The sequence below is a fragment of the Collinsella sp. AF39-11AT genome (genome assembly GCF_003474585.1).
Classification (GTDB): domain Bacteria; phylum Actinomycetota; class Coriobacteriia; order Coriobacteriales; family Coriobacteriaceae; genus Collinsella.
Window position 1 is genome coordinate 1 of the sequence record NZ_QROG01000026.1, and the last position, 21,551, is coordinate 21,551.

At 58.6% G+C, this 21,551-nt stretch carries 17 protein-coding genes; 7 read left to right on the forward strand and 10 right to left on the reverse strand.

Annotation, left to right across the window (positions count from 1 at the left end; all coding sequences use genetic code 11):
- Positions 1-79: 79 nt before the first annotated feature.
- Positions 80-1,036, reverse strand: coding sequence for a tRNA-dihydrouridine synthase (locus DW037_RS09060; protein ID WP_117583392.1), 957 nt, complete (start codon positions 1,034-1,036; stop codon positions 80-82).
- A 541-nt stretch (positions 1,037-1,577) separates the two neighbouring features.
- On the opposite strand from DW037_RS09060, the gene DW037_RS09070 reads away from it, so the two are divergent.
- Positions 1,578-2,105, forward strand: a complete 528-nt coding sequence (locus tag DW037_RS09070; RefSeq protein ID WP_117583287.1) for a DUF3592 domain-containing protein — start codon at positions 1,578-1,580, stop codon at positions 2,103-2,105.
- A 63-nt stretch (positions 2,106-2,168) separates the two neighbouring features.
- Complete coding sequence (locus DW037_RS09075) at positions 2,169-3,302, forward strand: hypothetical protein (RefSeq protein ID WP_117583288.1); 1,134 nt, start codon at positions 2,169-2,171, stop codon at positions 3,300-3,302.
- A gap of 37 nt (positions 3,303-3,339) precedes the next feature.
- Here DW037_RS09075 and DW037_RS09080 read toward each other — a convergent pair whose 3' ends face one another.
- The 5 genes from DW037_RS09080 to DW037_RS09100 form a co-directional block, all read right to left on the reverse strand.
- Positions 3,340-6,594 carry an ABC transporter ATP-binding protein/permease gene (locus DW037_RS09080; RefSeq protein WP_117716805.1) on the reverse strand — a complete coding sequence of 1,085 codons (3,255 nt, stop codon included), beginning with the start codon at positions 6,592-6,594 and terminating at the stop codon, positions 3,340-3,342.
- A 221-nt stretch (positions 6,595-6,815) separates the two neighbouring features.
- Entirely contained in the window at positions 6,816-8,507 is a 1,692-nt protein-coding gene (locus DW037_RS09085) for an FAD-dependent oxidoreductase (RefSeq protein ID WP_117583290.1), read from the reverse strand.
- A gap of 225 nt (positions 8,508-8,732) precedes the next feature.
- Positions 8,733-9,695, reverse strand: coding sequence for a redoxin domain-containing protein (locus DW037_RS09090; protein WP_117635847.1), 963 nt, complete (start codon positions 9,693-9,695; stop codon positions 8,733-8,735).
- 35 nt (positions 9,696-9,730) lie between these two features.
- Positions 9,731-10,642 carry a 4Fe-4S binding protein gene (locus DW037_RS09095; RefSeq protein WP_233503109.1) on the reverse strand — a complete coding sequence of 304 codons (912 nt, stop codon included), beginning with the start codon at positions 10,640-10,642 and terminating at the stop codon, positions 9,731-9,733.
- Complete coding sequence (locus DW037_RS09100) at positions 10,635-10,781, reverse strand: CD1871A family CXXC motif-containing protein (protein ID WP_197032826.1); 147 nt, start codon at positions 10,779-10,781, stop codon at positions 10,635-10,637. The genes DW037_RS09095 and DW037_RS09100 overlap by 8 nt, the downstream gene beginning before the upstream one ends.
- Positions 10,782-10,870: 89 nt before the next feature.
- On the opposite strand from DW037_RS09100, the gene DW037_RS09105 reads away from it, so the two are divergent.
- Positions 10,871-11,545, forward strand: coding sequence for a response regulator transcription factor (locus DW037_RS09105; protein WP_117636921.1), 675 nt, complete (start codon positions 10,871-10,873; stop codon positions 11,543-11,545).
- Positions 11,542-12,690 carry a cell wall metabolism sensor histidine kinase WalK gene (locus DW037_RS09110; protein ID WP_117636922.1) on the forward strand — a complete coding sequence of 383 codons (1,149 nt, stop codon included), beginning with the start codon at positions 11,542-11,544 and terminating at the stop codon, positions 12,688-12,690. Before DW037_RS09105 ends, DW037_RS09110 begins: the two co-directional genes overlap by 4 nt.
- A 116-nt stretch (positions 12,691-12,806) precedes the next feature.
- Here DW037_RS09110 and guaA read toward each other — a convergent pair whose 3' ends face one another.
- Entirely contained in the window at positions 12,807-13,787 is a 981-nt protein-coding gene (gene guaA / locus DW037_RS09115) for a glutamine-hydrolyzing GMP synthase (RefSeq protein WP_117636923.1), read from the reverse strand.
- 297 nt (positions 13,788-14,084) lie between these two features.
- Here guaA and DW037_RS10700 point away from each other — a divergent pair, with 297 nt between their 5' ends.
- The 3 genes from DW037_RS10700 to DW037_RS09130 all read left to right on the forward strand — a co-directional run bounded on the left by DW037_RS10700 (position 14,085) and on the right by DW037_RS09130 (position 19,611).
- Complete coding sequence (locus tag DW037_RS10700; RefSeq protein WP_199410537.1) at positions 14,085-15,089, forward strand: helix-turn-helix transcriptional regulator; 1,005 nt, start codon at positions 14,085-14,087, stop codon at positions 15,087-15,089.
- 155 nt (positions 15,090-15,244) lie between these two features.
- Entirely contained in the window at positions 15,245-16,489 is a 1,245-nt protein-coding gene (locus DW037_RS09125) for a carboxypeptidase-like regulatory domain-containing protein (RefSeq protein WP_118373204.1), read from the forward strand.
- A gap of 14 nt (positions 16,490-16,503) precedes the next feature.
- Complete coding sequence (locus DW037_RS09130) at positions 16,504-19,611, forward strand: hypothetical protein (protein WP_147352021.1); 3,108 nt, start codon at positions 16,504-16,506, stop codon at positions 19,609-19,611.
- Positions 19,612-19,701: 90 nt separating this feature from the next.
- Here DW037_RS09130 and DW037_RS09135 read toward each other — a convergent pair whose 3' ends face one another.
- The 3 genes from DW037_RS09135 to DW037_RS09145 all read right to left on the reverse strand — a co-directional run bounded on the left by DW037_RS09135 (position 19,702) and on the right by DW037_RS09145 (position 21,357).
- On the reverse strand, positions 19,702-20,286 hold the full coding sequence (locus tag DW037_RS09135; protein ID WP_055252406.1) for a hypothetical protein: 585 nt from the start codon (positions 20,284-20,286) through the stop codon (positions 19,702-19,704).
- 9 nt (positions 20,287-20,295) lie between these two features.
- The gene (locus tag DW037_RS09140) at positions 20,296-20,526 is read right to left on the reverse strand and encodes a helix-turn-helix transcriptional regulator (protein ID WP_055252407.1); all 231 of its coding nucleotides are present in this window, start codon (positions 20,524-20,526) and stop codon (positions 20,296-20,298) included.
- Positions 20,527-20,796: 270 nt separating this feature from the next.
- Complete coding sequence (locus DW037_RS09145; protein WP_055252408.1) at positions 20,797-21,357, reverse strand: sugar O-acetyltransferase; 561 nt, start codon at positions 21,355-21,357, stop codon at positions 20,797-20,799.
- Between the last annotated feature and the right edge of the window lie 194 nt (positions 21,358-21,551).

Here is a 21,551-nt window from a genome sequence, read left to right on the forward strand (position 1 = left end):
CCGAGACGGTCCCGGGCTGACAATTTCGACTGTAATGGACGTTCTTGAATGACTAGTCGTTAAAGAACGTCCCCAACGACTAGTAGCCACAAAAGCGGGCAACAGGCGCGAGCGGCTGCTCGCGAAAGACGCGCTCGACGGCGGCGCGGTATTCGTCGACCTTTTTGGTCTTGCGCACGAGCTTGTGCACGGTAGCGGGATCGGCGAAGGCACATTTGGCGTAGAACCACCATTCCTTCATGCGAAAGACCGCGTTGCCCCCAATCTCGTCCGCATAGGCCGCAAACAGCGTGTCGTGGAAGCGCTGCAACTCGGCAGCCGTGGCGGCAGAGCCGCCCTTAACCATGCGAGCCAGCGCGGGATTCGCGAGCAAGCCGCGCCCCAACATTACGTGGCGTGTTCCGGGATAGGCCCCCACCAGCGCATCCATGTCCTCAAGATCAAAGATGTCGCCGTTATAGGCCACGGGAAACGGCGCCCGCTCCAACGTCTCGCCGTAAAACTCTTTACGCGGCGAGCCCGTATAACGGTCCTTTTGCACGCGCGGATGCACGATCAGCTCTGCCAGCGGCATGCGGCAATAGAGGTCGAGCACGCGTTCGTACTCGTCATCGCTTTCCAACCCCAGCCTGGTCTTGACCGACACCGGCAAGGGTGAGCGTTCGCACACGTCGCTCAAGAACACCTCGAGCTCATCCAGGTTGCGCAGAAAGCCCGAACCCTTGCCTTTGGCAACAACCGTACCCGAGGGGCAGCCAAGGTTGAGATTGACCTCGCGGTACCCCATCTCGGCGAGCACCTGCGCCGCCCACACAAACTCGTCCGCATTCTTGGACATCAGCTGAGGTACTACGTTAAGCCCCTGGTTATTGGCAGGATCGACCTCTTTAAACGCCTTGCCACCAAAGCGGTTGCCCACCCGCGGCGGCGGCAAAAACGGCGTGTAATAACAATCGAGCGCGCCAAAGCACTCCGCATGCACGCGACGGAACACATGCCCGGTAATCCCCTCCATAGGGGCCAGCGATAAATTCATCAACATCCACTCTCAAATCAATGTGACAAAGGGACAGTCCCTTTGTCACATCCCATTCAAGCGGTTCAGGAACTCTTCGCAGGCGCGAGAACGCAGGCGATATTTTTTCCACACCAGATACGATGCAATGGTGAAGGGGCAAAAGGGCAGTCCCTTTGCCCCAAGTGCCGGCTACCGGACGCAAGCTAGTTGCCGTTCGCGAACGCCGCCCATATTTCGAGGTCTAATGCTTTTCCCGAGAAGTGAACGGCTGTATTTGGACCCCCGAAGCATTGACATTTTTAGGCGTCAAAACCGCAGGATTTGACTGGCAAAATCGCAGGAAATTGCACGCCAAAAGTGTCGATGCTTCGGGAGTCCGTTTTCACTCGTTCACTTCTCGGGAAAAGTATTAGACCTCGATTCCGCAGTCCCCGATGTGACAAAGGAACAGTCCATTTGTCACATTCAGAATTGCCCCCCCCCCCCCGCAATAGCTCATCGATGGCGGGATTCTCTATACTGGGTCACATATGACGGTATCGCGCCAAAGGAGAACGCCGTGACCACGTCGCAGATATCCCTGCTCGCGCTCATCTTGGTTGGGGGCATCGGCATCCTGCTTATCGGAGTGAGCGCGCTCATGAAGGCCGCCGCCCGCAAAAAAGCCAAGGCCTGTACCGCCGTGACCATGGGGACGGTCATCGACCATCGCTTTATGGGTGAAGGCAGAATGAATCCCGTTTTGGAATACACCGTCGACGGCACGCAATACCGCGCGAAAAAACAATTCCGTGGCATAAAGACCAAAAGCTTGTCGGGACTCCCCATCCGCACGCAAGCCACCGCCTACGAAGACGCCAAGGGCTGGCTGCACGTGCAGACAGGCCCCATCGCCCGCCTAGGCACCCTCGCGGAGCAGCTTTGGCCCCTCGGTAGCCAAATGACCGTGTACTACAACCCCAGCAACCCAGACAAAAGCTATGTCGAACGCCCCATCGTGGGCAACTTTGCCACACTGATGTTTAACATCGCAGGCTTCTTGCTCATCGCGATGAGCATCTTGCTCTATGTTCTTATCCAGCGCTAGCTCAAACTGATGCGCCCCGCGCCCCATGCGCCGCAACGACCGTTACGACACCAAGGATCAGCCATGGCAACACTTTCCGAACAAGAACGTAAGCGCATCCAGCGATACTGCATCTGTCCCAAGGTTGCCGGCGCGGCGCTTGCCATGGCATTCGTGCTGCCCTTATTGATTATTCCTTTCGAAATGATCGACGACATCGTCTTCCATCACGAAGGCTTCCAAGAGACGGGCATGATGACCGCCTTGGTGCTCACCGCCATCGAGCTCGTCATATTCTGCTACTGTGCCCTCGCGCCGCGTTTTGGCATGCGCGGCAAGCAGTGGAAGGAAATGCAGAACCGGCTCGCCATCGAGCAGAGCGAGAAAGACCGCTCGGCACAAATCGCAGGCGTTGTTGGCACGCAGGCCGCCGCACGCCTGCTCAAGAACAGCGACAACGAGACCGCACGCAACCTGGGCGGCGCGGCAGAAGTCGCCGCTGCCGTAGGCGCCGTCGCCACCGCGGCAGACGTGCTTGCCGAAAGCTTCGCCAACGCAAGGGCCATGGCAGAGGCCTGTGGCGTGCCTGTCCCCCGTGCAAAGAAGTGGGTCGTCGCGCTTGTGGCGCTGCCCCTCGCGATCGTGTGCGGCGCCTATATCCCGCAGCTGGCGCAGGGAAACATCGAGATGCAGGAGAACGCCGCGGCCGCGGCCGAGCAGATCGCCATCGCACGCAAGGCATTAGAGCCCTCATGCGAGTACGTGTCCGCCGATGACCCCTACGAGCGATATCAAGATTACGGCTATCACGTCCGCAGCTATCTGCACGACGGCGACTCCGATGCCCAGAAGACCTATACGTACCTGGATTTTGACAACAAGGGAACGCTCACGGAAGTGAGCTACGCGGCAGAGATCGACCCCGACGCGAGCCTTGAGGACAACCTCGCCCGCATCGAGCTCGACTTGGACGAACTTTCCTCTGTCGTCCAAACCGTAGACGTCAAGACCGTGAGTCCCGAGCTCCTAGCACCGCAAAAGCTCCCCGAAGAGTTTAGGCAGGCTTTTTTGAACGGTTCGCTCTACGAGAGAATCTCCATCAGGACGAGTGACAACCCCATCAAAACGTACTATTCGTTTGACACGGATCCCGAGGATGAATTTGACGAGTACACCCATCCAAGCATCCGTATCACATTGATGGGCAAAACGAGCTAGCCACCCAATGTGACAAAGGGACTGTCCCTTTGTCACATTATTCGGAGCGTAGGGCTTCCACAGGGTCTTTCTTGGATGCGCTGCGAGCCGGCAGCAGGCCGGCAACGACCGTCAGCAGCACCGAAATTACAATGAGCATCAGCGCGTCTTGAACGGGCAGGCTCATCAGGTTGGGCACCTGCTTGGCCGCAAGCGCCCAGGCATTAACCGGAAAGCTCACGGCCACCACGACGACAATGGCAAAGACGCCGGCAATGAGGCCTTCGATAAAGGTCTCGGCATTAAATACGTTGGCCACGTTGCGCTTTGACGCGCCGATCGCGCGCAGGATGCCAATCTCCTTTTTGCGCTCCAGCACGCTGATGTAGGTGATGATGCCGATCATGATGGAGCTCACCACCAAACTGATACTCACGAATGCGATGAGCACCAAGCTGATAGTATTCACGATGTCGGTCACCGAGCCCATGATGATGCCCATGTAGTCGGTATACGAGATTGCCTGCTCATCGTGGCCAGCAGCTTTGACCTGCTTGTTGTACGCATCGATGTAATCGAGCACGCGCTCCTTGGCCTCAAAGTCGCGCGGGAAAATCTTGACCGAAATGGGGTCCGCCTCGTCCGCATAGCCCAACGTGGTCAGATTGTTGTCGTAGGTGAGCTTCGACGCCTTGGCATAGCTCATCATGAGCGAGCTCAGATCCTCGGCGTCCATGTTGAAGTGGATGGCACGAGCAAAGGCGCCCGCATCCACGCGCATGGCGCTCGCCAGGTTGGCAAAACTCGAAGACATCTGCGTCGCCATTTGGTCCATGAACCCTGCCGCACCCGCCTTGAGCTGGGTTGATACCGTCGTCGCAATCTGCTCGCTGACCGCCTTCATCACCTGATCCATAGACTGCTGCAAATACGGAGCCAGCTGCTTTTGCACATAGTCGCCCATCACCTGCTGCAGACGCTCGGCCAAGGCATCGCCGCCCAACGCCTTGAGCTGAGCCAGGCATTGCTGGGCTGCGGCATCATTCTCAAGATACGCCGAGAATGCGGCAGCAAGCTTTGACGCGTCCTTAAGATCTTCGGGCGACAGCGCCTTAAACTGATCAGACTGCAGAAAGCCCTCAAACAGCTGGTTGGCAAGCGTTCCTACCTGCTGCATCTGCTCGGGCGTGAGTTCCAGACCGTCAAAGATGCCCGAGAAATCTGGGGCCGGCGCTTTGGCCATGATGTCGCTGAAGTCGATGTCCTTCCCAACGCCCGAAAGGTCAAGGTCCAGCCCGGACAAGTCGATACCAGAAAGGTCTATACCGCCGGCCGCACCCGAGAGCGCCGACGTATCGAACGAGAACGCACTCTTGAGCGCCGCTTCGTCCACACCGAACATGCTGCCCAAATCCACGCCCTGTTTGGCCTCGCCTTGCAGTTCATCGAAAGACTTGCCCGTAAAGACATCCGTCTCGGGGTGGGCAAGCTGCTCCTGCACGATTTGCGAATCGGCAGCACGCTCCATAAGCTGGCGAGTCAGCGCATGCGTATAGGCAATGCCCGGGGACAATGCGCTCGCGTTTGCCGCCTCGTTGGGTCGCACCACGCCCACAATGCGCACGTCAATACCGTCGGCAACCTTGGCTTTCATAAAGTCGGCGTCGCCAGACATGTCAGTCCACATGCCGGTCTCTTCGTTTTTGCGATAGGCATCGGCCGGCGACAACACCTTAAACGTCGTGGACAGTGCATCGTCGTAGGTAAAGTCGCTGCCGGTCTTGGGCGTCTTGACCTTGCCGTCGGCCGTCATGGCACTGTTAACCAGGTCGTTGAGCTCATCGATATCCAGCGCGCCGATGCTGTAGAGCGTGTAGTCGCCCACCGTTCCGCGGCTCGAAAGCACCATCACGGCCTCGTTGGCGGACGTAGGCCAATGGCCGGCAACGACATCGTACTGGCTGTCGAGCAGGCTCTGGTCGTCAATCATCTCGTTAAAGACCGACGTTCCCATGGAATCCATGCTCACCGTTGCCGCCGAGCTCGCGCCTCCGCTCATGGCCTCGGTCATAGCGTTGGGAACAAGGCGAACGGGCTTCTCGTCGCCCTTACTCGAACGATAGACAACCGGCGTCACGCCGTAACCATACTGAATAGCGTTGACCTCTTTGTCGATACCGTTGCCGCCGTCGTCAAGCCATGCCTTAAAGCTCGTCATATCGTTAGATTTAACACTTGCGAACATGTCCTTTACGGCCGTGACCACAGGGATCTTATCGGTCCCCTGAGCCTTGCCGCCGGTAGCGCCATCGGACGAGTCCTCGCCCTTGGACGCCTCCTCATCCGTGCCCCCCTGTCCGCCCATCATAGACGACAGGTCGTAATCTTGTTTGGAAATCGTAAGCGGGTAGCTTGAGAGCGTGTCCTCCTCGACCTTTTTGATGTAGCCGTTTACGCCGTTGGAGAGCGCCAGAATCGCCGCGATGCCAATAATGCCAATCGAACCTGCAAAGGCAGTCATGGCCGTACGGCCCTTCTTGGTCATGAGGTTTCGGGCAGAAAGCCCCAGCGCCGTCATAAAGCTCATCGAGGTTTTGCGCGTGGGTTTTGCCTCGCGATGTGCGACCGTGGCCACATCAAAGGGGTCGGAATCGTCGGTGACCTTGCCGTCCGCCAGGCTGACGATGCGCGTGGCGTACTGGTACGCCAGCTCGGGATTGTGCGTGACCATGATGACCAGACGATCGCGCGCAACGTCCTTGAGCAAATCCATAACCTGCACGGACGTCGTTGAATCCAAGGCGCCGGTCGGCTCGTCAGCCAGCACAATCTCGGGGTCGTTGATCAAGGCGCGGGCAATGGCCACGCGCTGCATCTGCCCGCCCGAAAGCTGGTTCGGGCGTTTGTCAACGTGCTCGCCCAGACCAACCGTCTCGAGCGCCTTACGCGCACGCTGGCGGCGCTCGGCATGTCCCACGCCCGTGAGCGTAAGCGCCAGCTCCACGTTTTCCAAAATGCTCTGGTGCGGAATGAGGTTGTAGCTCTGAAACACAAAGCCAATGCGATTGTTTCTGTAGGCATCCCAATCGCGGTCGCTGAAATCCTTGGTCGAGATGCCATCGATCAGCAGGTCGCCGGAATCGAAATGGTCGAGTCCACCAATGACGTTGAGCATCGTAGTTTTACCCGAACCCGAGGGACCCAGGATGGCTACAAACTCGTTATCGCGAAAAGACAGGCTTACGCTGTCGAGCGCTACCTGCGTAAACGACTGCGTAACGTACCTTTTGCAAATAACTCTGAGATCCAGCATGGACGGCAACCTCTCTCGCGCGGGCGCGCTCGCCCGCTCCCCCGCCGTTCACGTTCGGCGCGTTTGTCCTACTCTATCCTCATTTTTGGCCGATACCAGTGAGGAATGTAACGAACCGCGCCAAAAAACGAACGGGACAGCACGCCGCATGGCGCACCATCCCGCATATAACATCCCCGATGCGACAAAGAGGCTGTCACTTTGTCACATTCCAATGCGCGCTACTTTTCGAGCCCGCACGGCATAACGTTAGCGCTGCCGCGGCGAGCCTCAGTCACGGCTGCAAAGAAGCGATAGCCGCCCGAGAAGTTAAAGCACTCAAAGCCATGCTGCGCCAAAATGCGGCAAGCAATGTAGCTGCGAATGCCGCTCTGGCAAATCACGTAGACCGGCTTGGCCCGGTCGAGCTCGCTCAGGCGATTGCGCAGATCATCGACGGGAATGTTTACGAAACCATCGATATGCCCGCGCTCATACTCCCCTTCCGTACGAACATCGAGCAGCTGCACGCTGCCATCGCGTGGCAAGTTGGGCTCATCCTCCCAATGCCACTGCGCCAGTATGCCGCGATTGAGGTTCTCGATCATAAAGCCCGCCATATTGACGGGATCCTTCGCCGATGAATACGGCGGCGCGTATGCTAGGTCCAAATCCTTAAGCCTATCGCCGCGCATGCCTGCCTGGATGGCAGTCGCCAGAACGTCGATACGCTTGTCCACACCATCGATGCCCACGATTTGCGCACCCAGCAGGCGCAATCCCTGCTTCTCGAAGACAACCTTCATGGTCATGGGCGTTGCACCCGGATAATAACCCGCATGCGAACCGGGCGACAGGACCACGCTGTCGCAGTCAATTCCCGCCGCGTGTGCCGCCTTTTCGGATAGTCCCGTGCTTGCCGCCGTCAAGTCGAATACCTTGATAACCGATGAGCCCAACGATCCGAGGTAGCAGCTGTCCATGCCGGCTATGACATCGGCGACGACACGCCCCTGCTTGTTGGCGGGGCCGGCGAGCGAAATGACCGCGTCCTCGCCGGTCACCTGATGCGTGACCTGCACGGCATCGCCCACGGCATACACGTCGGCAGCAGAGGTCTCCATGCGGTCGTTGACCACAATAGCCCCCTTGATGCCCAGTTCGAGCCCCGCCTCTTGCGCCAGATGGCTCTCAGGTGCCACGCCAATGGCAAGCAGCACCATATCGGCTCCGATAGGGTCATCGCCCGCAACATGGGTGACAACGCGGCCATCAACTTCCTCAAAACCTGTCACATCGGCCTTGAGGCGCAGATCGATACCGTGCTCACGCACCTCGGTATGCAAAAGGGTCGCCATGTCGTAATCCAGGTTGTTCATAAGCTGGACGGGACGCTGCAGAAGGGTCACCTGGAGCCCCAGCTCGCACAGATTCTCCGCCGTCTCGACGCCAATGAAGCCGCCGCCGATCACGACGGCACTGCTCGGTCGCCGCTCTCGAACATAGCTGTGAATACGCAGCGTGTCCTCAACGGTGCGTAGGCTAAAGATTTTATCCGAGTCGATGCCCGGCAACGCAGGGCGAATCGGCTTTGCACCCGGCGACAGGATGAGCTTGTCATACGTCTCGACAAATTCCTCGCCCGTCAGCATATTGCGAACCTCGACCGTATGCGAATCGGGATGGATGGCAAACACCTCGTGACTCGTCTTGACCGCAATGCGAAAGCGATCCCAAAAGCCCTTGGGAGACTGCAGCGTCAATGCGCTCTCTTCTTCTATCACGCCGCCAATGTAGTACGGAAGCCCACAATTGGCATACGATACAAAACCCGTGCGCTCAAAGATGACAATTTGGGCCTGCTCGTCGAGTCTGCGCAAACGTGCCGCCGCCGATGCGCCGCCCGCGACGCCTCCAACGATAACCACCTTCATAGCTAACGCACCACCTTTCCCGTGTAGCCGCTTATGCCGCCGATATTCTTGACACTGCCATACCCAGAACGCTTAAGAAAACTCACAGCTTGGTTGCTTCGCGCACCGCTCAGGCAATGCACGAAAAGCTGCGTGCCCTTTCGACGTATACCCATGATGCTACCCCGAAGCAGAAAAAGAGTCGCTGTTTCCAGCGACTCCCCTTCAGTTGTCTGTCCCACAGACTTACTGTTCGCTCTTCGCGAGTGCCTGATCGATCAGTTTGTTGAGCGCCTCGCGCTGCTCAGCGGAGTTGATGCCGCCCATGATCGGCTCTCCCACAATGTTACCGTTCTGGTCGATCACGTAGGTGGTCGGGAACGAGTACAGGTTGGAGGTGAACTTTCCGGCCTCGCTGTCCGACTTAAACCAGATGTTCTTATACGTCACGCCCTTCTTGGAAAGCACGTCCTTGGCATCAGCCACCTCGTCTTTATTGCCATCGAGCGTAAAGGAATTAACGCCCACGACCTGGCCGCCCTTCTCGGCAAGCTCCTTGTTGAGCTTCTCCAGATCACCCAGCTCTCCCACGCACGGCTTGCAGGTGGTAAACCAGAAGTTCATGACGGTGACCTTGTTCTTGGAGAACAGCTCGTCGCTGTTTACATCGTTGCCGTCCAAGTCCTTGCCCTTAAAGCTGGGGAACTTCGTCTCCCCGCTCTCGCCGTTGGTCATGCCTGCGGTCGAGGCATCGACGCTCTCCCCCTCGCCGGGCGTGCTGCCGCATCCGGGGAACTCCTTCTCCAGCGCCATGAGCTTGTCCTCGATCTCCTTGACCTGCTGCGCGCCGGCCTTAAGCGTCTTAAGCTCGTCAGCCGCAAACTGATCCTTGGCGCCCTCGATGGTATCGAGCAAGAAGTCACCGTAGTTCTTGCCGTCCTCAATCATGGGAGTGTCTTTGTTGGCCGCAAGGAACACCTTTTCCCATAGGGCGTTATCGCTCGCAAAGATCTCGTTTTCCTTTTGCAGCAGCTGCTGGTACAGCTTGGCCGCCTCCTCGGCGCTCGACGGCTTTTGTGCCACAAGCTCGGCAATCTGCGCATCGCCGCTCGTGGCATCCTTCGCGTCGCCCTTGGGGGCAGAGCACGCCGCGAGAGTCAGCGCCAGCACGGGCAGCATCAACAGAGCCGCAATTTTTGACAGTTTCATGGTTCCTCCGTTTATATCGAAACTTATATAGGTACCTATTTGTTTTCGCAGGCTTGCGTGGACTGCGCGGGTTTGTCGCCAGTCACACCCAGCCCGTAGCGAAAGCTAATAGCATCGACGGGGCACGCGCCCACGCATTTGCCGCAACGAATGCACTCGGCATGGTCGGGCGTACGCGTAACGTCCACGTCCATCTGGCACACCTTGGCGCACTTGCCGCACGAGACGCATTTACAATGATCGACCTGAATCCCCAGCAACGACACCTTGTTCATGAGTGCATAAAATGCGCCGAGGGGGCAAATCCATTTACAGAAGGGGCGGTAGAACAGCACGCTCAGCACCGCAACCGCAATGAGGATCGCGAGCTTCCAGGAAAAGAGCTTTCCCAGCGCGGAGCGGATTCCCGTATTCATGATGGACAGCGGAATCGCGCCCTCGAGCACACCCTGCGGGCAAATGTACTTGCAAAAGAACGGGTCGCCCATACCCACATCGTTAACCACCAAGACGGGCAGCAGCACCACGGCAAACAGTAGCACGGCATACTTGATGTACGTGAGCGGCTTGAGCTTTTTCGTGGAGAGCTTTTTGCTGGGAATCTTATGCAGAAGCTCTTGCAGCCATCCAAACGGACACAAAAAGCCGCATACAAAACGTCCCAGTAGCACGCCGATCAGAATGAGCGTTCCGGTGACGTAATACGAAAAGCTGAACTTAGACGATCCCACCACCGACTGAAACGACCCGATGGGGCACGCACCCGAGGCCGCTGGACACGAGTAGCAGTTAAGCCCCGGCACGCAGACGGCTTTGCCGGCTCCCTGGTAGATACCGCCCTTGGCAAAGTTAGGCAGGTGAATATTGGTCGCAAGCGTCGCCGCCGCCTGAATCAATCCGCGGAATCTCGCCAAAAGATGCGATGCAGTGTTTTTTCTTTTATCCAATTCCGATACACTCCAAGCACAGCCTGATTGCCTTGGCCAGCACGGCATCTGCCTCGCCGCGCATAATTCCAAAGCCAACCATGGCTACCCCAACGATCAGCAAAGCCACCTGCGCCACAGGCTTAATCGCTTTGAACAATCTGACCACTCCTTTCGTTTCGCGACCCATTGGACCATACCGACTATAAAATCCGTGTTAAGCGTGAATGACTATGCAAGGAGAACGTTATGCGCATCTTGGTCGTCGAGGACGAGCGGGCGCTGTGCGATGCGATCGCACGCAGCCTGCGCAACTTGGCCTATAGCGTCGACTGCTGCTACGACGGGCAGCAGGCCCTCGATCTACTCGATGTCGAGACCTTTGATCTTGTCGTGCTCGACCTCAATCTCCCCCATGTCGACGGCATGACCGTGCTCAGGCAACTCAGGACAACTGATTGTGAGACCAAGGTGCTTGTGCTCTCGGCACGTGGCGAGGTCTCCGACAAGGTAGCGGGGCTCGATGCGGGCGCCAACGACTACCTCACCAAGCCGTTCCATCTTGACGAGCTGGCGGCACGTATACGCAGCCTCACGCTCAGGCGCTTTACGCAAAGCGACGTTGTTCTAACCTGTGGATCGCTGAGCTTTGACACCAAAGCGCGCCTCGCCTCCGTGGGCGGCGAGACCCTATCCCTCACGCGCAAGGAGACCGGCATCTTGGAATACCTGATGCTTAACCAGGGGCGGCCGGTGAGCCAGGAAGAGCTTATCGAGCATGTATGGGACAGCAGCGTCAACAGCTTTAGCAACGCAACCCGCGTGCACATCTCGTCGCTGCGCAAAAAGCTGCGCGGCGCGTTGGGGCACGACCCCATCCGCAACCGAATCGGCGAAGGCTACGTTATGGAGGACGGCAAATGAAGCGGCTGTCGCTGCAGTGGCGCATCACGTTGATGACGGCACTGCTGATATGTTCAACCTGCGTACTTATGAATTGCCTGGTTGGCTACTCCGGCATGCGCTACATGGACTCGATCGGCAATGAACTATCGGCGCACAGCAAGGTGGAGGCGGCCTCGCCCAGCTCATTTGACCCGACAAACAAAGAGCTCGACGACGCGCTGACCATCGTCGTGAACGACGCCCAAGAATCGTTTGGCGCGACGAGCTGGTATATAACTGCGGCGGTGACGCTGCTCGGCGGCGTGCTGGCCTACTTTGTAAGCGGACATGCGCTGCGGCCGTTGCGCTTCTTTGCGACGCAAGTCGAGAGCGTGCGGCCCGACAACCTCGCCGACACAAAAATCAGCGAGGACGTGCCCTCTGAACTCAGGCGCTGCAGCGCGTCGTTTAACGACATGATTGCCCGCCTTGACGAGGGATTTTCCGCACAAAGACAGTTTACGGGCAATGCGGCGCACGAGCTGCGCACGCCACTTGCGCTCATGCAGGCCCAGGTCGAGCTGTTTTGCGCCGAGCACCCCGACGTCGACGCCGATACAGCGAGCCTGCTCGGGCTGCTGCAGGAGCAGACCGAGCGGATGACGCACATGACAAAGACCCTGCTCGAGATGAGCGAGCTGCGCAGTGTCCCTTGCAACGATGTGATTGACCTAGCGCCGATGATCGAAGAAGTGCTCACGGACCTGGCACCCCTTGCCGAGCAAAAAGACATCACGCTTACAAGTGAGGGCGACGCGCAAATGATCGGCAGCGACACGCTGATCTATCGGTTGCTGTTCAACTTGACCGAAAACGCCATACGCTATAGCGCGCCCAACTCGACCGTGCAAATCAACGCCTGCGCCGAAGGCGACCGCGTGCTGCTACGCGTGCGCGACCAGGGGCCGGGCATTCCCGAGCAATACCAGACGAGCATCTTTCAGCCCTTCTTTCGCGTCGACAAATCGCGCAGCAGGGCATACGGCGGCGTGGGGCTGGGGCTTGCGCTGGTCTGGGAGATCGCCGCGCTCCACGGCGGCTCCATCGAGGTCGAAGAGAGCTCGGAGCGCGGAACGACCATGCTCGTGACTCTTCCCACTCGCGCACTCGGCTCATTAAAATAACGAACGGGATGGCACGCCGCGTGGCGTACCATCCCGCACATAATATCGAGGATGTGACAAAGGGACTGTCCCTTTGTCACATCTGCTAGTTCTCGTCGCCTACCAGCTGAGTTAGCTTACTCCCACTCGACCGTGCCAACGGGCTTCGGCGTGAGGTCGTAGCAAACGCGGCAAATACCGGGGACCTCGGCGGTGACGCGGGCGGTAATGCGCTTGAGTAGCGCCCAGTCGAGCTCGGGAACCTCGGCAGTCATGACATCGACGGTGTTGATGCAGCGGATGATGCAGGGCCAATCGTAGGCGCGCTTGCCCTCGCGCACACCGGTTGCGCGGAAGTCGGGCACGACGGCAAAATACTGCCAGATGGTCAGACCGGCCTTGTCGATCTCCTCGCGCACGATGGCGTCGGCTTCGCGCAGCGCCTCAAGACGGTCGCGGGTGATGGCACCAAGGCAGCGGACGCCCAGGCCGGGACCGGGGAACGGCTGGCGCTCAACCATATTCTCGGGCAGGCCGAGCTCGCGACCCACGACGCGGACCTCGTCCTTGTACAGCAGTTTGACGGGCTCGCAGAGCTCAAACTGCAGATCCTCGGGCAGACCGCCCACGTTGTGGTGAGCCTTCACGCCGTCTTGGGACTCCAGGATGTCGGGATAGATGGTGCCCTGGGCGAGGAAGCTGACCTCATCGCCAACCTTGCGGGCCTCCTCCTCGAACACGCGAATGAACTCGGCGCCGATAATCTTACGCTTGGCCTCGGGATCCTCGACGTCCACGAGCTTGTCCAGGAAGCGATCTGTGGCGTCAACGTAAACCAGGTTGGCATCCATCTGATTCTTGAAGACGTCGACGACCTGCTCGCTCTCGCCCTTGCGCATCAGGCCGTGGTTAACATGCACGCAAATGAGCTGCTTGCCGATGGCCTTGATGAGCAGGGCCGCGACAACCGAACTGTCGACACCACCGGAAAGAGCCAGCAGGACCTTTTTGTCGCCGATCTGCTCGCGGATTGCAGCGACCTGCTCTTCGATGAACGCCTGGGCAAGTTCGGGAGTGGTGATACGTACCATGTCGTCGGGACGCTTGTTGGGATCCATGCAGAGCTCCTTCTCGGTTCGATGGAAATGCGCCGCGCGTATGCAGACGCACCGTCATATGACCTCATTATATGCAGAACGAGATACGTTTCCCATCGCTGCGACAGAGCTTTTTGCAGGGGCGGCAGTTTTTCTATATCCCAAGGTCAGCTAGACTTCGGTAGCCACCTTGGGAGCATCGCCAATAGACTCTTCCTTTATACGTTCGGCACAATCGTAGGCGATACCCACAAATTCCAGTCCCGAGCAACAAGAGTACAATTGCTGCTAGTGTTGCCAGCTGTTGGGAGATGGAAGATGGACTGCGATGGCTACCCATGCGTTCCCATGCCGTTGATGTGCACCGCCTTTGTGCCGGGGCAGATTGACGCTGCGGTTGCAGGCATTTCCGACCCCGATTCACGCGCCATCGCCACGGCAGAAGCGCTGTACTTTCGCGGACAGGCCGCACTCGCCGCCAAGACGGCGCACCCCTATCTTGACGTCACCGATCCCGCGCTGCGCTATTCCGCATGCTTTATCTGCGGATACGCCAGTCTGTCGCTCAACCGTATCGCCGACGCCCGCCGGTGCCTTGCGGGCATCCTCGATACGCCGGCCGACGAGGAATCGCCCGCCGTCCACGCCACGCATATCCTGTTCGCCTCGGCCGCGAGCGTCCTGCTGCACTTGCCTTCCCCGTATTCTGCCGAAGAGTTTTATCCACTTGCGGCGCACCTACCCGAAGGCCTGCGACTGTTCGCCAGCTACGTGATGGCGCACGCCTTGTATCTGCGCGGCGAATACGGCCGCAGCCTGGGCATGGCGGAAAACGCCCTAATTATGAAACAGGGAAGCTATCCCATCTCGGAACTGTTCCTGCACCTGGCAGCTTCCATGGCATGCATGAGCCTCAAGGACATCGACGCCGCAAAAGCGCATTTTGGAGCCGCTTGGGACATTGCGCGCCCCGACGGCCTTATCGAGCTCATTGGCGAGCACCACGGCCTTTTGCAGGGGCTCATCGAGGCATGCCTAAAAACGCAATACCCTGACGACTTCGCACGCATCATCGAGATCACGTACCGCTTCAGCTACGGCTGGCGGCGCATCCACAACCCCGATTCGGGCGAGGACGTTGCCGACGATTTAACGACCACAGAGTTCACCATGGCCATGCTCGCCTGCCGCGGATGGACCAACGCTGAAATCGCAGGCCATATGGGAGTATCGCCGGGCACCGTCAAAAACCGCCTATCCGGCGTATACGCAAAGCTTGGCATCGGCACACGCGCCGAGCTGGTCGCGCACATGTTGCGTTAGCGACCGGGCTGCCAAGCGCATCGAACGCGTTCCGGAACCCGGCGCTTCGCTCGATCAATTTGGACATTTTGACCCTTGAACGGCACTACCGCCACGAAGCGTCTTCTCGCAAAATTGGATTATTTCCACCGATATTTGCGGGATGGGAGCCCAAGATGCTTGATCGCCGTTCGTTACTTGTTGCTGGAGCGTCCTCGCTGGCGAGCATTATGTTGCCTCGCGTGCCGGGAAGCGAAAATGCCTTCCTGCTGCCGTTCGCGCCCACCGCGGCCTATGCCGACGAAGAAGACCCCTTCAAGGTGCTCGTTCTCTCGCGCACCATGTTTGGTGTGGTCGTGGTCGACGTCGCCAACAAGAATACGCCCATCGCAGGTGCCCAGGTCACGCTCACATCGCGCTATGCCGTAGGCAAGCAGCTAACCGCCACGACCGATGACGAAGGCACGGCCATCTTTGAGGTCGCCCCTCTTTCGGAAGGCTACGTGGACGAGGCAACGCTCCTTGACGCGTACGACTTTAACGGCGGCATCTCCATTAGCATGGCGGGCTACCGTGATGTCGAGATTCCCCTTGCGCGTATCCAGGGCGGCACCGCCATAACCGCACCCACACGTCCGCTTTCCGACGGCGAGCCGTACTTCCGCCAGCTCACGTTCGACGAATGGGACATCCAGTACGCCGACGCCACGTTTATGGCAATGCCAGCGGACGAAGCGGCAAACGACCAGCCCGACACGCACGCTTTTACCGTGCAGGCTCATCTGCCGCAGGGCGGGCAGGCAACATTGCATATCAATAAAGTGATGCCCGCTGCGGGCAGCTCAACCGAAACCGTCACGCAGATTGGTCAGATCAAGGCCAGCGCATCGGGCGCGGATAGTCTGGCGACGTTCACACTCGAAGACAAGTTCCTCGATGCAGCGTCGAGCCTTCTGGAAGAAGGATGCAAGCTGCGCTTTGTCCTCGACTACCAGGGCAAAACCTACACGCTCTCCTCCCCCATGGCCGTTGTTACCGCGCCGGCGGCAAAGGCGGAATCCGGATCGACCACTATCGTCCCCACCACTATGGACCAAGAGATCACTCCGTTTGATTTCCCCGCATCGTTTCCCGGCATCGGTGGTAATAAGTTCACGTGCTGGATGCCCACATTTCCGATCCTCTTCGATTTCTCGTTTGCTGGATACGTGCTGTTTGGCGGAGGATACAAACCAGCCAGCTATATGAACGATTCGGGCAATCCGGATCCGGAGTACTGGAAGAAGTCACCGCGCGAGTCGGGCGCCAAGCAGGCAAACCGCTACCTCGACGAAATGGAGGGGAAGTGGAATCAGTACAAAAGTATGAGTGCCGGTTCGGGCACCGATCCAAGAAACACCAAGCTCCTTCGCCACCATTGACGCCGCTGTTCACGATGGATATCGCCACACAGCTGTACGGCTCGCTCGCCTACGATTGGGTGGGCAAAACCTGGGGTAACAACAACGACCCCGCATACGGCAATATTAAGGCCCTCTTCCAGGTAAGAACTGACCTCAATTGGACCGAGCAGTTTACCCTAGGACCGGTGCCATTTTTCCTAAACGTCAACCCTTGGGTGCTGGCGAAGCTGGCGCTCGCTGTGGCTGCCCACACGCACGGCAGCGGCGCGGCGTTTTTCAAGAACATTTCGCTCGACTATTCCAACACGTCGGGCTCGTTCACCATCCAGATCGGGCTTGCCGTCACCTTTGGAGCCGGCGTTGCAGGCGTCGCTTCGTCTGCCGTGCGCGGTGCCGCATCCCTCACGCTGTTCATTGGGTACGAGAAGGCAGATGGACACCAGCTTCCGCGGCTGCGCGTGGGTGCAGACGTCGATGTCGATGTGATACTCCAGTTCGTAATGTTCAAGTGGACCACCAAGGCTTGGTCGGGGTCGTGGCCCACACTCATCGATTCGTGGAATATGTCGGTGAACAATGGCGACCAGTATGTACTCCAGCGCTCTGAGCTGGCATTGGGTGGAAATACGCCTTATACGTTGGATGCCTGCTTCGGCTCGGCCGGCAACGCCGAGGCAGGTGGTGTGCCGCAGTTTATCGCATCGGCCACCATCGTCACCAACGCCGAGCTGCTCGCACGCGCCGAGGTTAAGGCCACTGCCGTAAACGCCGCGCCTGTCGTGCGCGATTGGGATCAAACGGTCACGCGCATTGAGCTCGAGGCGAACGCGGAGAGCGACGACACGGGACAGGTCGAACATTTCGTCCATGCGCTGATAGAGAACGACGAAAATGCCGCACCGATGTATGAGTACACCTACATCGGTCAGTCAACGAACGCCGTTGCGGACCCGAACGCCAATTCTGCCGGCGTGTCGGAGGACGAGCGTGGCGGCATAAAACCCTCGAGCGACAACGTGCTGTTTTCCGGCGTGCTCAGCGAAGCCCACATGAAGCTAACGATGATTGCCGGCGTAGAATGCTTGTTCCGTATCGCCTCGGTGCGCTACGGCGACAATGGCCGCTCGCGCCTGGTGGTGCACACAAAGGCAAACGGCACGTGGTCCGCTCCCACGCCCGTGGACTTTCCCCTTGGGTTTGGCGAGGGCGACGTGGAGCGCAACGGCATATTCGATTACGACTTCGACGTGGTGGAATATACGGACGGAAGAGGAAACCAGGACGCCTACGTGCTGCTGGTCTCGGGCGAGCGCCCCGCCGGCGACAACACCCTTTTCGATACGGCAAGCACAGCCGGCATACTGTCCGTTGTGCGCCTGCGCATAAGTAATGACGAGATCCGCGTGGTGTCGCATACGTCATGGCGCAGCATCTCGCGCGGCCGCCTGCAAGAGGATGGCTACCATTGCCTGCAGTGCCCGCGCATCACGGTAGGCAAGACGCTGGTCGACGGACGCCTGTCGGGTGCCTACCTCCACCGCCGCGGAACCACCGCAGAGAAGGCGCTCGGCAGCGAGGCCGAGGTTGCGCTGGAATGCTTTACCCTGTGGTCGGACGTTTCGGGCGACAGCCTGACGTTCCGCCAAGTTCTTCGCTTTCCGCAAGCACCGTCGAGTATCGAGCTGAGCGAGCCCGAGAATATCAACGGCAAAATGGTGGTGCCCGTTGCGTACGAGACCGCAGACGGTTGCGGCTGCGCATCGTACGCCGTGATCGGCCAGTCCATTGCGGGCTGGGGCGTTATGCCACCAGACGCCACGGTGCCCCATGCGGTGCCGTGGCCACAACATTCGGGCTTTTTGGCCACCGTCAACGAGCAGCTGCAGCATATTACTTGGACGCGAGGCGCATCGGCATTTGCAACGCAGCCCGTGGGTGCCGCAGGCTGTGGCCCGGCATCGTTTAGCGTAAGCAACAACGGCAGGTGCGCGCTCTATATAGAGAACACCGATGGCAAGGTGGGGCAAACCTACGACGAAGAAGGCAACCCGGTAGCAGTGATGGGCAAGCACTTCCGCATCTTCGCCAGCACCTTGGCAGGTGATCTGTTCACGGAGCCGTTCGTGATGTGCGAGCTGGACCATCCCGTCGATCAGATAACGACATTTTTGACGTCGGGAGGCATGCTCTCCGCGCTCGCCACGCACATTGTGAGCGCGGAGAAGAGCGAGGCAGAGCTGCACGGCATCGAAGTGCCTCTGGTGGCGTGTGCCACTCCGACGGGCGCGGTCGCTACCTCGGGCGCGGTGGTGCCCGGAGCAGCAGGCGAATCCTTCATGGTCACGGTGCGAAACGACGGCAACACTTTGCTGACTGCCGGCACAATCGATCTGTACCGAGAGGGCTCCAGCCAGCCGTTCTCCAGCGCATCCATCGGATTCGGAGCGAACGCACGCATGGCTTCGATCTACGATCCAGAGCTTGCCGAAGACGCTTCGGCCAACGACATGGCACACGTAAAGTACGCGCTCGAGACGCTGGGCGCACGTTTTGCAACGCACCCGCTGGTAGCCGACAACGGCAACGCCGTGCTGGCACCGGGTTGCACGGCACAGTTCCGCATGAGCTTCGCCATCCCCGAGAGCTGGAGCGACGAAGTGGGCAAACGCGTCACGCTGTATGCGAAGGCGCGTAATCTGGTGGCGCTCGACCCCGTAACGCTCGAGGAGATCCGACCGGGCGCAAACTCGGCGCTGAGTGCCGTTCTGCACGAGCTTCATGTGCCCGACGCGGCATGCGAACGCTCAGAAGTTCAGGTCGGCGTATGCGACAGCGCGGATACGACAGGACTTCACGACGCCCCGATGACAGCAGACGGCGATGGTAGCTCGAGTGGCGGCGGTACTGACGAGGGCGGCGGCTCCGGCGGAAGCAGCTCCGGCAGCGGCAAGGACCACGGCAATAACAAGCGCTCCGGAAAAGCGGGCGCACTTGCGGGCACGGGCGATGTCAACGCTCCCCTTACGGCAGCCGCTGCAGCACTCGCCGCTGCAGGCGCCGGCCTTGTCGCCTACAGCGCCCGCCGCACGGCGCTCGAAAAAGACACCGCCAATGAGGACAATTCGGATAGGCCTCGCTAGCTCCTAGTTACTTTTGTGAGAGGCGCCGACTCGGCTCATCGAACATCAAAATGGGCTGGTTCTGAATACCCAGAGCCAGCCCATTGCGCATTAAATGTCGTCTGAGGAGTCGAGTTCTGCCTCGAGCTTGGCACGGCGTCTTTTCGCCGTGAAAAACGTTGCGCACAGGACAGCAAACGTGGCCGCGAAAATCGTCGCACCGCAGAACACGCCCGTGACCAGGTTCGCCAACCAAAAGACGCTTTCGAGCGGTACGATCTGCGCCTCAGCGATACAGCGCATTGCGGCAATAACAAGCGCGAACGCGGCGCCGCTAAGACCGCTGACAAGCAGGAAATATCCAACAGGAAGATGCTCGGTTTGCCCAAAACGATTGGTATCGACATAGCCCTTCCGCGTTTGCAGTCCTGCGCAAATCAACATCACGAGAACGAGCCACAAATACATGGCTGCCTCGAACGGCGTTGCAAAGCCATGCGGCATTTCACTAGCGTCGCTGTGAACCCACGTAACCTGTCGAGCTATAAACTGGTAGAAAAAGATCATCAACATGCCAAACGAAAGCAGCACGAAGCCAATCTTGTAGATCTTCGCGTTCTCAGCCTCCAGGCGTTCATCCTTTGGGCCGGCATATTCACGCCACTTTTGCACGATTTTCAGATCTTCATATTTCATAGTGAACTCCTAAAGAGCATTAGGGTCGGCGTCGGTTTCGTCTTCCCAAAACAAGTCGTTCAACGTAACGCGCAGCGCCTTACAGATTGCCACGCACAAATTGAGCGTGGGGTTGTAGCCGCCCGCCTCGATAAGGCCGATGGTTTGGCGCGTAACGCCCACGGCTTGGGCTAAGTCAGCTTGCGAAAGGCCAGCCGCCGCGCGTGCCGCCTTCATGCGTAGGTTCTTTTTGCCCGGCATGGAGTTCCTTTCGTAGTAATGGACAGATATCCGTTGCAACATGACAGAAATATATTGCATCCTTCACAAGATGTCAACTATATCTGTCATTATGGAAACCATGTCCGCCATCGCCATGTGGACATAACAATTTCGATTCGCTATTCAATCTTACTCGGACAAAACCGAGTCGGAAGGACCCGAGTAAGTGGAACTTATCAGCATGGCCAACGCGCACGCCAATAACCGGATTTGCCGGAACCATGCGTGCCCCATCGTTTAATAGCTCCGTTATTGTTCGATGATCTTCTTGACGACCGCGGGAACGCCTGCCGCCACCACGTTGTCCGGAAGGTCTTCCGTCACGACGCTGCCCGCGGCAATTACGCAACCGCTGCCGATGGTAACCCCCTGCAACACGGATACGTTCGCGCCAAACCAGCAGTTATCGCCTACAACAATAGGCAGAGCCTTCTCGAGACCCAAGTTGCGGTCCTTTGCCTTTAGGGGGTGCGAAGCGGTGTAGAAGCCGCAAAACGGCCCGATAAACACGTTGCCACCAAAGGTGATAGAGCCGCCGTCCATAAAGTAGCAGCCATGGTTTACAAAGCAGCCCTCACCAAAGCTCGTCTTGCTCCCGTAGTCAAAGTAGGCAGGCGAAAGGACCGTCAGCCCTTGCGGAAGATCGGTATCGAGCAAGGATTTCAAAGCGTCAAGCTGCGCGTCGCTTCCGGGTTTTGCCATATTAAAGTCATAGCAGAGCGCCTCCGCCTTTGCGCGTTGCGCCAGGAGCTCCTCGTCAAAGTTGGCATCATGCCACTCCCCGCGCTCCATCTTCTCTTTCTCAGTCATTGCGCCCCCTCAAACAACATGCAGTCTTGATGCGGCAATTCTACCAGCCGATAAGCCACGGTTTTAACACGAGCACCACGCCGCGCAGGGAATGACCGCAGAAGCTAAAGGTCACCGACTCCGAACGCGCGTTCGATGGAATTCGTGTTAGTTGGAATCGTCCGAGGCCTGGGCTATGCTACCTTGACTATCTA